Source organism: Sulfuricystis thermophila, from assembly GCF_004323595.1.
In the GTDB taxonomy this organism is placed as follows: Bacteria; Pseudomonadota; Gammaproteobacteria; order Burkholderiales; family Rhodocyclaceae; genus Sulfuricystis; species Sulfuricystis thermophila.
This window is the reverse complement of record NZ_AP019373.1, coordinates 2465129-2478446: the sequence shown is the minus strand read 5'-3', so window position 1 is coordinate 2478446 and position 13318 is coordinate 2465129. Positions and strand designations below refer to the sequence as shown.

General features: G+C 65.3%; 10 protein-coding genes. 8 read left to right on the top strand and 2 right to left on the bottom strand.

The annotated features are described in order from the left end of the window. Positions 1–36 precede the first annotated feature (36 nt). The 8 genes from rsmB to M52SOB_RS12465 all read left to right on the top strand — a co-directional run bounded on the left by rsmB (position 37) and on the right by M52SOB_RS12465 (position 11520). Positions 37–1317 carry a 16S rRNA (cytosine(967)-C(5))-methyltransferase RsmB gene (gene rsmB, locus M52SOB_RS12500; protein WP_131112111.1) on the top strand — a complete coding sequence of 427 codons (1281 nt, stop codon included), beginning with the start codon at positions 37–39 and terminating at the stop codon, positions 1315–1317. Next, positions 1277–1867, top strand: a complete 591-nt coding sequence (locus M52SOB_RS12495; protein ID WP_172601845.1) for a DUF4390 domain-containing protein — start codon at positions 1277–1279, stop codon at positions 1865–1867. The genes rsmB and M52SOB_RS12495 overlap by 41 nt, the downstream gene beginning before the upstream one ends. After that, positions 1864–3702, top strand: coding sequence for a sensor histidine kinase (locus tag M52SOB_RS12490; RefSeq protein WP_131112109.1), 1839 nt, complete (start codon positions 1864–1866; stop codon positions 3700–3702). Before M52SOB_RS12495 ends, M52SOB_RS12490 begins: the two co-directional genes overlap by 4 nt. Further along, positions 3692–4561: a phosphate/phosphite/phosphonate ABC transporter substrate-binding protein gene (locus M52SOB_RS12485; protein WP_172601844.1), complete on the top strand. Its 870-nt coding sequence runs from the start codon at positions 3692–3694 to the stop codon at positions 4559–4561. Before M52SOB_RS12490 ends, M52SOB_RS12485 begins: the two co-directional genes overlap by 11 nt. After that, positions 4562–7330, top strand: coding sequence for an EAL domain-containing protein (locus M52SOB_RS12480; RefSeq protein ID WP_131112107.1), 2769 nt, complete (start codon positions 4562–4564; stop codon positions 7328–7330). Positions 7331–7402: 72 nt separating this feature from the next. Next, on the top strand, positions 7403–8659 hold the full coding sequence (locus M52SOB_RS12475) for a sigma-54-dependent transcriptional regulator (RefSeq protein ID WP_131112106.1): 1257 nt from the start codon (positions 7403–7405) through the stop codon (positions 8657–8659). Then, positions 8656–10047 (top strand): Trk system potassium transporter TrkA, encoded by a 1392-nt coding sequence (gene trkA / locus M52SOB_RS12470; RefSeq protein ID WP_131112105.1) that lies wholly within the window; start codon positions 8656–8658, stop codon positions 10045–10047. The genes M52SOB_RS12475 and trkA overlap by 4 nt, the downstream gene beginning before the upstream one ends. Before the next feature lie 18 nt (positions 10048–10065). Then, positions 10066–11520, top strand: a complete 1455-nt coding sequence (locus M52SOB_RS12465) for a TrkH family potassium uptake protein (protein ID WP_131112104.1) — start codon at positions 10066–10068, stop codon at positions 11518–11520. Positions 11521–11541: 21 nt separating this feature from the next. On the opposite strand, the gene M52SOB_RS12460 is transcribed toward M52SOB_RS12465, so the two are convergent. Next, positions 11542–12117 carry a TMEM165/GDT1 family protein gene (locus M52SOB_RS12460; RefSeq protein WP_131112103.1) on the bottom strand — a complete coding sequence of 192 codons (576 nt, stop codon included), beginning with the start codon at positions 12115–12117 and terminating at the stop codon, positions 11542–11544. A gap of 7 nt (positions 12118–12124) precedes the next feature. Then, a complete protein-coding gene (locus tag M52SOB_RS12455; RefSeq protein ID WP_131112102.1) occupies positions 12125–13267 on the bottom strand; it encodes a 6-phosphofructokinase in 1143 nt (380 codons plus the stop codon). Between the last annotated feature and the right edge of the window lie 51 nt (positions 13268–13318).

Below are 13318 nucleotides of genomic sequence, written 5' to 3'. Positions count from 1 at the left end.
ACAGAATCGCGGTTACCATGCGCTTCCTGAGCCGAAATGAATGCCACCTCCCCGCCCCCCTTTCGCAACCCGCCGCTTTCCCGGGCGCTCGCCGCTGCGGCGGCAGCGGTTGCGGAAGTGCTCGTCGGCCGCACGCCGGAGGTTGCGCTCGCCGCGCTGCCCATCGAGCTGCGGCCGGCCGCGCGCGATCTCGCGCTGACCACCTTGCGCGATCATGGCCGCGGCGATTTTTTCCTCGCCCGTCTGCTCGAACGGCCGCTGAAAGACAAGGCGGCGCGGGCGCTGTTGCTGGTCGCGCTCGCCCGCCTGGAGCGCCGCCCCACTGACGCGCACACCCTCGTCGATCAGGCCGTCGAGGCTGCCGCCAAGCCGTTCAAGAAACTGACCAATGCCATCCTGCGCAATTTCCAGCGCCGCCGCGCAGAGCTCATCGCTGCGGCGGAGGCCGACGAATTGGCTCATTGGCGGCATCCTCGTTGGTGGCTCGCGCTGTTGCGCGAGGCTTATCCGGAACGCTGGCGGGAGATCGCCGCCAGCGGCAATGCTCATCCGCCGATGACGCTGCGGCTGAACGCGCGGTGCCGTGTCACCAGCGCCGAGTTTCTCGCGCAGTTGGCCGAGGCCGGTGGTGCAGGGCAGGCGCTCGACGAGACGGCGATCCTGCTCGAACCCCCCTTGCCGGTCGAGCGCCTCCCCGGTTTTCAGGAGGGTTGCGTCTCGGTGCAGGACTGGGGTGCGCAGCGCGCGGCGCGGCTCCTCGATGCCCGAGACGGCATGCGTGTGCTCGATGCCTGCGCCGCGCCCGGGGGCAAGGCGGCTCATTTGCTCGAACTCGCTGATCTCGAGCTGACCGCGCTGGAAGTGGATGCCCTGCGCGCTCGGCGCATCGAGGAAAACCTCGCGCGGCTTCATCTTGCCGCGACGGTGAAAATCGGCGATGCACGCAAACCGGCGGACTGGTGGGACGGGCGGCCTTTCGAGCGCATTCTCGCCGATGTGCCCTGTTCCGCCTCGGGCGTGGTGCGACGCCATCCCGACATCAAGTGGCTGCGGCGCCCGGAGGATGTGGCGGGATTCGCACAGACCCAGGCTGCCATCCTCGATGCCTTGTGGCCGCTCATGGCCCCCGGTGGCAAAATGCTCTACTGCACCTGTTCGGTCTTTCCCGCGGAAAACGGCGGGCAGGTGCGCGCGTTCCTTGCGCGTCATCCGGATGCGCGCCGCCTGCCGACGGGCGGCAGCGAAGAAGAATTGCAACTCTTGCCCTCGGCCACTCATGACGGCTTCTACTACGCCCTGCTGGAAAAGACGCCTTGAACGGTTCGTTGCGCTGGGCTTCGGTCTGCTCGTCACCGTGCTGGCCTGGGCGGGTAGCATCCAGCCGAAAGGCGCCGAGGTGGTCCCGGATGAACGTGGCTGGGCGGTGAATGCCGAATTCGACGTCGAGCTCGGCGCGCGTCTCGTCGATGCCGTCGGCAAGGGCGTGCCGCTTCATTTCCGTTTCGAGGTGCAGATCAAGCGCAAGCGCTGGTACTGGATCGATGAGCATCTGGCCGGCCGTGTCGTCAATTACCGCTTGAGCTACCAGACGCTGACGCGACAGTATCGGCTCGCCGTCGGCAGCCTGTATCAGAACTTCGATACGCTCGAAGCGGCGCTCACTGCGCTCGGCCACATCCGGCGCCTGCACGTCGCCGACGCGGGAACCCTGCCGCAGGGCGAGTCGCTCGCCGCCGCCGTGCGTCTTTCGCTCGACCAGAACCAGTTGCCGAAACCCTTGCAGATCGATGCGCTGGCCAACGACGACTGGCGGGTCGATGCCCGCACCTTGAGCTGGCAGTTCGTGCCCCAGCCTGAGCCGCAATGATCATCGCCTTGACACTCGCCGCGGCGCTCGGCGGCATGCTGGTGATTTTGCTGACGTCGGCTTCGGCCGATACCGCGCTGTTCGCCCGCCACACGCCGCTGTTGATCATCCTCAATGCGCTGGCGGCCCTGCTGCTGCTCGGACTGGTCATCACCCAGTTGCGCCGCCTGTGGCGCGATTACCGGAATGGCGTGTTCGGCGCCCGCCTCAAGACGCGGCTGCTGATGATGCTGGCGATGATGGCGGTGCTGCCCGGCGCGCTGGTGTATGCGGTGTCGATGCAGTTCGCCGTGAAGAGCATCGATTCGTGGTTCGACGTGCGCATCGAGGCGGCGCTCGACGGCGGTCTCGATCTGGCCCGCAGCGTGTTCGAGACGATGCAGACGGAGCTCCTCGTCAAAGGCCGCTCGATGGCCTATGACCTGGCCGAAGTGCCTGCGCCGGGGGCGGTGCTCCTCAATCGCCTGCGCGAGCAGGCCGGGGTGAATGCCGCCGTGCTGGTGACTGCGAACGGCCAGCTGGTCGCCAGCAGCAGCGCCAGTGAATTGCCGGAGCTCATGCCCGCGTTGCCCGACCCGGTCGAGCTGCGGCAGGCGCGTACCGGCACGGGTAGCGCGCGTGTCGAAGGCGATGCGGCGAGCGGCTTCGTGGTGCGCGCCCTCTTGCCGGTGCGCGCCTACCGTTTCGCGGCCGAGCCGCTGATCCTGCAGCTCGAACAGCCGGTGCCGGCCGCGATCGCGCAAAGCGCCGCCCTGGTGGAGGCGGCGCAGCGCGATTACCAGCAACTGCAGCTCGGCCGCGCCGGCCTCAAACGCCTCTATACGCTGACCCTGACCTTTGCGTTGCTGCTCGCGCTGTTCGCCGCGATCGCGCTGGCCTTCTTCCTCGCCAGCCGGCTCGCCAAGCCGCTGTTGATGCTCGCCGAAGGCACGCGCGCCGTCGCCGCGGGCGATCTGACGCCGCGTGCGGTGCTGGAAACCGACGACGAGCTGGGGGTGCTGACCCGCTCGTTCAACGAGATGACGCAACAGCTCTCCCAGGCACGCGTCGAGCGTGAAGCCGCGCAACGCGCCGCGGTCTGGGGCGAGGTGGCGCGGCGGCTCGCCCATGAGATCAAGAATCCCCTCACTCCGATCCAGCTCTCGGCCGAGCGTCTGCAGATGAAGCTCTCCGGGAAGCTCGCCCCGGAGGATGCCGCGATGCTCGAGCGGGCGACGAAGACCATCGTCGATCAGGTCGAGGCGATGAAGGCGATGGTCAACGACTTCCGCGACTATGCGCGTCTGCCGCCGCCGAATCCGCAGCCGCTCGATCTGAACCGTCTGATTGCCGAGGTGCTCGAACTCTATGCCCACAGCGGCTTCAACATCGAAACCGAGCTCGATCCGCTCCTCCCGCCGGTGCTGGCCGACGCCGATCAGATTCGCCAGGTGCTGCACAACCTGATCAAGAACGCTGCCGAAGCCTGTGGTGACAAAGTTGGTGCTGGCGGAAATGGAAACGTCCCGCCGGGCGCCGACCCATCTCGCAAAGTTTCTGCTTCCGGGACGGCACGGATTTTGGTGAAGACGCGCCATGCGGGCCGCAAGGCCGAGCTGGTCGTGGCTGACAACGGCCCCGGCTTCCCGCCCGAAATCCTCCAACATGCGTTCGAACCCTATGTGACCACCAAGCCGAAGGGCACCGGCCTCGGATTGGCGATCGTGCACAAGATCGTCGTCGATCACGGCGGCACGGTGACGCTCGCCAACCGGCCTGCAGCCGAAGGGGGCGGCGCACGAGTTTGCGTACAATTACCCATCGCCCCATCAGGGGAAAATGCCGATGCACTGTGATCCTTCCTTCCCACGCCGCCGATTTCTGGCTGGCGCGCTCGCTGCCGCCGCAACCGGATGGCTGCCCGCCGCGGTGCGCGCCGGCGAGCGGCCGGTATTCGCCATCGTGCCCTATTTGCCGGCGCGCCGGCTCGTCGGCTTTTATTCCCCGCTGCTGCCGGTCATCGAGGGTGTTCTGGGGCAGAAGGTGGATCTTGCCAGCGCGCCGAACTATGCAGAGCATCTCGTCCGCATGCGTGCCGGTGCCTACGATATCGTCGCCGATGCGATGATTCATGCTCGCCTCGCCCAGCGCGAGCTCGGCCATGTGCCGCTCGTGCGCACTCAGGCGCCGCTCGAGCCGGTGCTCGTCGTGCGTGCAGATGTGCCAGAGAAGAGTCTCAAGGATTTCAAATGGGGAGCGGTCGCCATCGCGGTCACCGACCGCGTCGCCTCGCTGGGAGTGATCGGCTTGCGTTTTCTGCGCGACGCGGGACGCATCGCCGGCCGCGATTTCCGCCTCGTCACCACCGGCACGCATGCCAATTCACTGCAACGCCTGCTGGTCGGTGACGTCGAGGCGGCGATCGTCTCGCGCACCACGCTCGCCCAGGTCGATGCCGCGCTGGCGGCGAAGGTTCGGGTGCTGATGCCGCTGGGGCGTGGCCTGGCGGCCGTCATCTACCATGTGTCACCCCGGCTGGCTCACAAGGCAGAAGCGCTCAGCCGGGCGCTGTTCGACTTTGCCGCGCAGCCAAGCGGCCAAACCTTCATCGCTTCCCTCGGTCATCAGGGGCTGGTGCCGGTCACCGACGCTGAAATGCAGGGGATCGATCCGTTGGTGGTCGAACTGTATCGCCAGATGCACGAGGAATCTTGAGTGTCCCGCCGGTCAGGTTTTTTTGCTGATCTGCCGATTCGCCACAAGCTGAGCCTCTTGGCGGCGTTCGCATCGTTGTTGGGTCTGCTCCTTTTCGGTGCGATGATGCTCGCATTGCTGCGCTGGTCTGCCGAGCGCGGTATCGAACAGCAGGAAACGACGCTGCGGCCACTGCTCGCCGCGGCGCTGACCGGGCCGATGGTCGAGCGCGACTACGCCAGTGTGCGCGAGATCGCACAGGCACTGATCAAGAGCGACGCAATCGATGCGATCGAGGTGGTTTCGAACGATGGCACCATGGTGGCCGAAGCGCACGAAGCGAATCGATCACCTTTCGGCAAAGACAGTATCTTCGAGCTCGAAGAGAGTGGTGTGAGTTTCGGCCGGGTGCATCTGCGTCTGGGCGCCGGCGGCTTCGCTGCATTGTCGGAACGCATGGGACTGGCCATGCTCGTCACCGCAATGCTGTCCTTGGCGCTGGTGACGGTGTTGTTCCGCATCCTTTCCCGGCGACTGACGCGTCGACTCGCACGGCTCGCCGCGACCGCCCACGAGATCACTGCCGGCCGGCTCGAAGCGCGGGTGGAAGATGAAACGCAAGACGAGATCGGCCGGCTCGCCCACGATTTCAACCGCATGGCCGAGACCGTGCAGCAGACCGTGCAGGAGCTCGCAGCCAGCGAAGGCGAGGTGACGGCGATTCTGCAGTCCATCGGCGATGGCCTGGTGACGACCGATGCGACGATGCGCGTGTCCTACCTCAATCCGGTGGCCGAGGCGCTGACCGGCTGGACCGAAGCCGAAGCGCGCGGCCGCAGCATTGCCGAGATCTTCAAGATCGAACACGCCTTGACGGGGCAGCCGGCGGAAATCCCGGTCGGGCGCGTGCTGGAAACGGGGCTGGTAGTGGGCCTGGCCAATCATACGGTGTTGGTGGCGAAAGACGGCCGGCGTTACCACATCTCCGACAGTGCGGCGCCGATCCGCGATGGCACGGGTCAGCTGATCGGCGTGGTGATGGTGTTCCGCGACGTTTCAGAGTCCTATCGCCTGCGCGCCGATCTCGATGCCCAACGTACCCGCCTGGCGCTGGCGCTCCAAGGCGCGAACCTTGGTCTATGGGATCGCGACCTGACGACGGGCGCCCTCGTCGTCGACGCGCGCTGGGCGGGCATGCTCGGCTATCGCCCAGAAGATTTCGCCGCACTCGCCGATCCTTGGATCGCACTGATCCACCCGGACGATCTGTCGGGTGCGAAACGCGCGTTCAAGGATCACCTCGAAGGACGCCTACCGCAATACGAGGCCGAATTTCGTATGCGCGGCAAGGACGGGCAGTGGCGCTGGATCCTATCCCGCGGCCGGGTAACGGCGAGAGATGCCGAAGGGCGGCCGCTGCGCATCACCGGCACGCATCTGGACATCACCGAACGGCATGCCGCGCAGGACGAGATCGAACGGCTTGCGTTCTACGATCCGCTCACTCATCTGCCCAACCGTCGTTTGTTGCTCGACCGTCTCGAACGCGAGTTTGCCGAGGCGCGCCGCAACGGTCATCACGGTGCGCTCTTGTTCATTGATCTCGACCATTTCAAGCAGATCAACGATGCCCATGGTCATACCGCGGGCGATGCCGTGTTGCGTGAAACCGCAGCACGCCTGAAAGGCCTATTGCGCGAGGTGGATACCGTCGCGCGTCTCGGCGGCGACGAATTCGTCGTCCTGCTGCCCGGTCTCGCTGCCGATGCGGCAACCGCTGCCGCTGCCGCGAGGCATGTCGCCGACAAGCTGCGGCTGGCGCTCTCTCAGCCCTTCGAGCTCGGTCAGGTCGGCGGGGTTTGCCACCTCGGGGCGTCGATCGGTCTGACCCTGTTTCCCGATGGAGTCGGCGAAAACTGCGAGGCTATCCTGCGCCATGCCGATACCGCGATGTATCAGGCCAAGGAAGGTGGTCGCAATGCCGTGTGCTTCTTCGAGCCGGCGATGCAGTCGCTGGTGGAAGAACGTCTGGCACTCGAAAACGACCTGCACGCCGCGATCGCCAGCGAAGAATTCGAGCTTTACCTGCAGGGGCAGCACGATGCGGAGGGACGCCTCAAGGGCGCCGAGGTTCTGCTGCGCTGGCCCCATCCGCGCCGTGGACTGGTACCGCCGACCTCCTTCATTCCGCTCGCCGAGGAAAGTGGTCTGATCGACGAGCTCGGCGAGTGGGTGCTGCGCAAGGCGGCGATGCTGCTCAAGGCGCTGGAAGAGGCCGGCCACGATCTGCGGCTCGCCGTGAACATCAGCCCGCGTCAGTTCCGCAAGGCGGATTTCGTCGCCCGGGTGCGCACGATACTCGCCGAAACCGGCGCAAACCCTCTGCGGCTGGTACTCGAAATCACCGAGAACCTCCTGCTTACCGATCTCGGCGAGGCGACGGCGCGCATGCATGAGCTTCAGGCGCTCGGTATCCGTTTCTCGATCGACGATTTCGGCACTGGCTATTCGTCCCTCTCCTATCTGAAGCGTCTGCCGCTCCAGGAGCTGAAGATCGACCGTGCTTTCGTGGCCGGCCTGCCGCAGGATGCCGACGATGCCGCGCTGTCGAAGACCATCCTGCTGATCGCCCGGCAGATGCACCTCGAAGTCGTCGCCGAAGGCGTCGAGACCGAGGCACAACTCACCTGGCTCAAACACAATGGCTGCCATCATTTCCAAGGTTACTTGTTTGGCCGGCCGCAACCGGTGACGGCATTCCTGGCGCGGCTGGCCATGCCGGCGCGTTGACCGATGTCGGAAAAGCAAATGCACGGCCTACTTCTTTCATGGTGGTTTTGATTTTCGGGATAATCTGTAGCCATGTCGCAAATCCTGGTCATCGACGACGAAGTCGGCATCCGCGAATTGCTCCGTGAAATCCTCACCGACGAGGGTTTCGATGTCGTCACGGCGGAGAATGCCACTGCGGCGCGCGCTTGCCGCGACAGTCATCGCCCCGATCTCGTGTTGCTCGACATCTGGATGCCCGATACCGATGGTGTGACCTTGCTCAAGGAATGGGCGGCGGCCGGCAAGCTCAACATGCCGGTGGTGATGATGTCCGGCCATGCGACGATCGAGACCGCCGTCGAGGCGACGAAGATCGGCGCGGTCGGCTTCCTGGAAAAACCGATCAGCATGCAGAAGCTGCTCGCCGCGGTGAAGCAGGGGCTCGAGCATCATCCCAAAACCGGCTCGGTGCTCACCCTGGCTGCCTTCCCGCGTTCGGCACTGCTCAAGGACCTGCGCCGCCGCCTCGAACAGGTGGCGGCCAAGAGTCGCTCGGTGCTGCTGCGCGCGCCGCCAGCCTCGATCGTCGAACTCGCCGCGCACACTTTGCAGATTCCCGGCAAGCCCTGGGTCGATCTCGGCCAGGACTCCAGTCCGATCTCGCTCGATTCTCTCGCCCAGGCGAGCGGCGGGGTGCTGTATTGCAGCGAGCTGGCGAAAATGACGCGCCTGCAGCAGAAGAACCTTGCCTTCGCGTTCGAACGTCTCGAACGGCACAACCTGCGCCTCGTCACCGCGACGACACACACCGCCAGCGTACTCATCGAGCACGGCTGGGATGCTGATGTCATCGACCGCCTGTTCGAGGTCAGCATCGGTCTGCCGTCGTTCGCTGAGCTCAAGGACGAGATTCCCGATCTCGCCACCCACCTGCTGGCGCAACTGGCGGAGAGCGGTGAAGTGCCGGTGCGTCACCTGTCCGTCGCCGCCCAGAATGCGTTGCGGCAGTATCCGTGGCCGGAGGGCTACCCGCAGCTGCGCAGCGTGCTCAAGTCGCTGGCGCTCGCTGCGCTCGACGATGAAATCGGCGCCGAGGATGTCAACCATCTGCTCGCGCCCGGGCGCCCGGAGATTGCCGAGATACCGCCCGGCCTGCTGCCGGAAATGTTCGAGTTGCCGCTACGCGAGGCGCGCGAGCTGTTCGAGAAGCTCTACTTCGAGCACCATCTGCGCGTCGATGGCGGCAGCATGACACGGCTGGCCGAAAAGACCGGCCTCGAACGCACGCACCTCTATCGCAAGCTGAAAGACCTGGGCTTGCGCAACGCCACCAAAGAAGAAGAATGAAGATCCTCATCCTCGGCGCCGGCCAGGTCGGCGCCTCCGTTGCCGAGGCCTTGGCCTCGGAAGCCAACGACATCACCGTCGTCGATCAGGATCATCAGGCGTTGTCTGCGCTCGCCGACCGGCTCGACGTGCGCACGGTGGCCGGCAATGCCGCCTACCCGTCGGTGCTGCGTGAAGCCGGCATCGAAGATACCGAATTGCTCGTCGCGGTGACCCAGTCCGACCAGACCAATCTGGTCGCCTGCAAGATCGCCCGTAGCCTGTTTTCCGTCACCACGCGCATCGCGCGTCTGCGTTCGCCGGATCTGCTCGACCCGGTGTTGCTCTCCAACGACAACTTCGCCGTCGATTATGCGATCTGTCCGGAGCAGGACATCACCGACTACATCGCCAAGCTGATCGAGTTTCCCGGCGCGCTGCAGGTGCTCGAATTCGCCGCCGGCAAGGTGACGCTGGTCGGTGTGCGCGCCAAGCAGGGTGGGCTTCTGGTCGGCAAGCCGATCCGCGCGATGCGCGACCACCTGCCGCCCGGTGTCGATGCGCGCATCGCCGCGATCTTCCGCGAGCACCAGCCGGTCGATCCCGACGGCGACACGGTCATCGAGCAGGGCGACGAGGTGTTTCTGGTCGCCGACAGTCAGTACATCCGGCTGGTGCTCACCGAATTGCGCCGCAGCACCGAGCCGGTCAAGCGCGTGATGATCGCCGGCGGCGGCAATATCGGCCTGCGTGTGGCGCGCACGCTGGAAACCCGCTACGAAGTGAAGCTCATCGAGGTCGACCGCCGGCGCGCCGAAGTGATCGCCGGCAAGCTCGCCAATACGCTGGTATTGCATGGCGAAGCCACCGACGAGAATCTGCTGATCCAGGAAAACATCGACGAGATCGACATGTTCCTGGCGCTGACCAACGACGACGAGGACAACATCATGGCCGCGTCGCTGGCCAAGCGACTCGGCTGCAAGCGTGTGCTGGCGCTGATCAACCGCCGCGCCTATGCCGACATGGTGCAGGGCGGGCCGATCGACATCGGCATGTCACCCGCCCAGGTGTCGATCGGCCCGCTGCTCACCCATGTGCGGCGCGGCGACGTCGCGCGGGTGCACAGCCTGCGGCGCGGTGCGGCCGAGGCGCTCGAGCTGATCGCCCACGGCGACCGCAAGACCTCGAAGGTGGTCGGCCGGCGCATCGAGGAATTGCCGAAGATCCGCGGCGCGCACATCGGCGCCATCGTGCGCCAGGATTCTGGCGGAGAGGGCGGACGCGTCATCATTCCCCACCATGACACGGTGATCGAATCCGACGACCACGTGATCGTCTTCTGCATGCGCAAGCGCGAGGTCGCGCAGGTCGAGAAGCTGTTCCAGGTCGGCTTCCAGTTTCTCTGAGCAGAGCAAACTGTCGCCATGAAACGTTTTTACCCGGTAATCCGCGTCTTTGGCGTGCTGCTGACGGGCTTCTCGTTCACCTTGCTGGTGCCCCTGCTGCTTTCCTGGCTGTGGCAGGATGGCGCGAGTTCGGCCTACGACGAAGCCTTCCTGGCCACCTTGGCCAGCGGCCTGTGGCTCTGGTGGCTGACGCACCGCGATAGGAACGAGCTCAAGGTGCGCGATGGCTTCCTGCTGGTGGTGATGGTGTGGACCCTGTTTCCTGCATTCGCTTGCCTGCCGCTGATTTTTCACCTGCACATCTCATTCACCGATGCTTATTTCGAAGCCGTTTCCGGACTGACGACGACTGGGGCGACCGTGCTCGATCATTTGGACACGCTGCCGCGGTCGATCAACCTCTGGCGCGGCATGCTGGTCTGGCTGGGCGGCATGGGGCTGATCGTGCTGGCGGTTGCGGTGCTGCCGCTCCTCGGCATTGGCGGCCGGCAGATGTTCAAGGCCGAGACGCCCGGCCCGATGAAGGATGCCCAGCTCACGCCGCGCATGACGCATACCGCGAAAGGCCTGTGGGCGGTCTATGCCGGCATCACGCTCGCCTGCGTGCTCGGCTATCGCTGGGCGGGGATGGACTGGTTCGACGCCGTGGTGCATGCCTTCACGACGATGGGGCTGGGCGGCTTCTCCAGCCACGACGCGAGCTTCGGCTACTGGAATTCACCGGCGGTCGAAGCGGTGGCGATCGTCTTCATGCTGCTGGCGGGCATCAACTTCGCCACCCACTTCCTCGCCGTGCATGGCCGCAGTCTGCGGCCCTATCGGCATGACCCCGAGGTTGGCTGGTATTTTGCCGTGGTGCTGGGCAGCATCGTCGGCATCGCGCTTTATCTTTACGCACACGACGTTTATGCTGATTTCCCGACGGCGCTGCGCTTTGCCGCCTTCAATGTCGTCTCGATCGCCACGACCACCGGATATGCGAACACCGACTATGCGCTCTGGCCGTCCTTCGTGCCGCTGTGGATGCTGTTTTTGTGCAGCTTCGCGACCAGCGCCGGCTCGACCGGCGGCGGCATCAAGATGATGCGCGCGATCATCCTCTTCAAGCAGGTCTATCGCGAGCTGATGCGCGCGATGCACCCGAAGGCGGTCTGGCTGGTGCGCATCGGCGGCACGCCGGTCGAGGCCAAGATCCTCTTCGCGGTGCTCGCCTTCGGCTTCGTCTATATGGTGGCGGTGACGACGCTGACGCTGGTGCTGTCCTTTTCGGGGCTCGACAGCATCACGGCGTTTTCGGCCGTCGTGGCCAGCATCAACAATACCGGCCCCGGCCTCGGCGACGTCGGCCCGGCGACGACGTTTGCCTCGCTGAGCGATTTCCAGACCTGGGTGTGCACTTTCGCGATGCTGCTCGGCCGGCTGGAAATCTTCACTTTGCTCGTCGTGCTGACGCCCGCCTTCTGGAAGAAGTAGCCGTTTCGCCAGCGCCGACTTTCACAGCCCGAAGCGCTCGTCAAGACCGAGCAGCGTGGCGATGCCGAGAATGAGGAAGATCACCGCGGCAATGCCATGGATCAGCTTTTCCGGCAACTTGTGGGCGATGCGCTCGCCCAGCAGCACGGCCGGTACGTTGGCGATCATCATGCCCAGCGTGGTGCCGAGAACGACGGCCATGACCGAGCTGAACTGCGCCGCGAGCGCGACCGTGGCGATTTGCGTCTTGTCGCCCATCTCGGCAAGGAAGAAGGCCACCAGCGTGGTGCCGAACACGCCGAGGCGGGCGAAGCGCGCTTCGTCTTCCTCGACCTCGTCGGGAATGAGCAGCCAAACCGCCATGCCGATGAAGGACAGTCCCAGCAGCCAGCGCAGCGTCTCGGGCGCGAACAACGCCGCGATGCCCAACCCGAGTGCGCCGGCGAGCGCATGGTTCACCACCGTGGCGAGGAAAATGCCCGCGATGATCGGCAGCGGCCGGCGAAACCGAGCGGCGAGGATGAGGGCGAGCAATTGCGTCTTGTCGCCGACCTCGGCCAGCGCGACGATGCCCGTGGAGATCAGGAACGCTTCCAATGCCGCTTCAGTCGCCGAAGTTCGTGCCCACCCGTCGTGCCGAGAGAATCAGCGGATGGTCGGGCGGCACGGTCTTCACCTTGCCGGCGACCTCTTCGATCGGTAACGGCCGCGTCCCCTCGCCTCGCGCGGCGACCAGCACGCCGTAATGCTTCTTGGCGATCAGGTCCGCGGCGGCGGTGCCGAGCCGGGTGGCGAGGATACGGTCGGCGGCTGAAGGCGCGCCGCCGCGCTGCAGGTGACCGAGGATGGTCAGGCGCGCTTCGAGGCCGGTGAGTTTTTCGAGCTGCTTGGCGAGCCGGAGCGTGCGACTCGCGTAGATCAGTTCGGCGGCATCGGCCTCGCCGTCATCCATTTTTCTGGGCGGTTTTGCAGCCTTCCTGGCTTTTTCCTTGGTGGCCTTTTTCTGCTGTTTCGCCGCGGCGAGCGCGGCCAGATCCTGCTTCGAGATCGCCCCTTCCGCGACGGCGACGATCGAGAACGGCTTGCCGCTGTTGACCCGCTCGCGGATCGCCTCGGCAATGCTTTCGACATCGTAGGGAATCTCGGGGATCAGGATCACGTCGGCGCCGCCGGCTAGCCCAGCGCCGAGCGCGAGCCAGCCGGCGCGATGGCCCATGATCTCGACGACGATGATGCGGTGATGGCTGTGCGCGGTGCTGTGCAGGCGGTCGATGCACTCGGTGGCGATGGAAAGCGCGGTATCGAAGCCGAAGGTGGTGTCGGTGCCCCAGACGTCGTTGTCGATGGTCTTCGGCAGGTTGATGACGTTGAGCCCCTTTTCCTTGAGGCGCAGCGCATTCTTCAACGTGCCGCCGCCGCCCAGACAGACGAGACAGTCGAGGTGATGCTCGTGATAGTTGGCGACGATCGCATCGGTCATGTCCAGCAGCTTGCCGCCGACCGGCATTTTGTGGGGCTTGTCGCGGCTGGTGCCGAGGATCGTGCCGCCCAGTGTGAGGATGCCGGAGAGCTGGCCGCCGTCGAGCGCCATCGTGCGGTTTTCCATCAGGCCGCGAAACCCGTCGCGAAAGCCGATCACATGCATCTTGTAATAGCCCATCGCTGCCTTGCCGACGCCACGGATCGCCGCGTTCAGGCCGGGGCTGTCGCCACCGGCAGTGAGGATGCCGATCTGTCTGGTTGCCATGAAAGCCCCCTTTCTCACGCTGCTGCACGTTCCGGATTGTCCGCGATTTCG

Coding starts and splice junctions, on each gene's coding strand:
- rsmB (WP_131112111.1), top strand. CDS start 37: ATGAATGCCACCTCCCCGCCCCCCTTTCGCAACCCGCCGCTTTCCCGG.
- M52SOB_RS12495 (WP_172601845.1), top strand. CDS start 1,277: ATGACGGCTTCTACTACGCCCTGCTGGAAAAGACGCCTTGAACGGTTC.
- M52SOB_RS12490 (WP_131112109.1), top strand. CDS start 1,864: ATGATCATCGCCTTGACACTCGCCGCGGCGCTCGGCGGCATGCTGGTG.
- M52SOB_RS12485 (WP_172601844.1), top strand. CDS start 3,692: ATGCACTGTGATCCTTCCTTCCCACGCCGCCGATTTCTGGCTGGCGCG.
- M52SOB_RS12475 (WP_131112106.1), top strand. CDS start 7,403: ATGTCGCAAATCCTGGTCATCGACGACGAAGTCGGCATCCGCGAATTG.
- trkA (WP_131112105.1), top strand. CDS start 8,656: ATGAAGATCCTCATCCTCGGCGCCGGCCAGGTCGGCGCCTCCGTTGCC.
- M52SOB_RS12465 (WP_131112104.1), top strand. CDS start 10,066: ATGAAACGTTTTTACCCGGTAATCCGCGTCTTTGGCGTGCTGCTGACG.
- M52SOB_RS12455 (WP_131112102.1), bottom strand. CDS start 13,267: ATGGCAACCAGACAGATCGGCATCCTCACTGCCGGTGGCGACAGCCCC.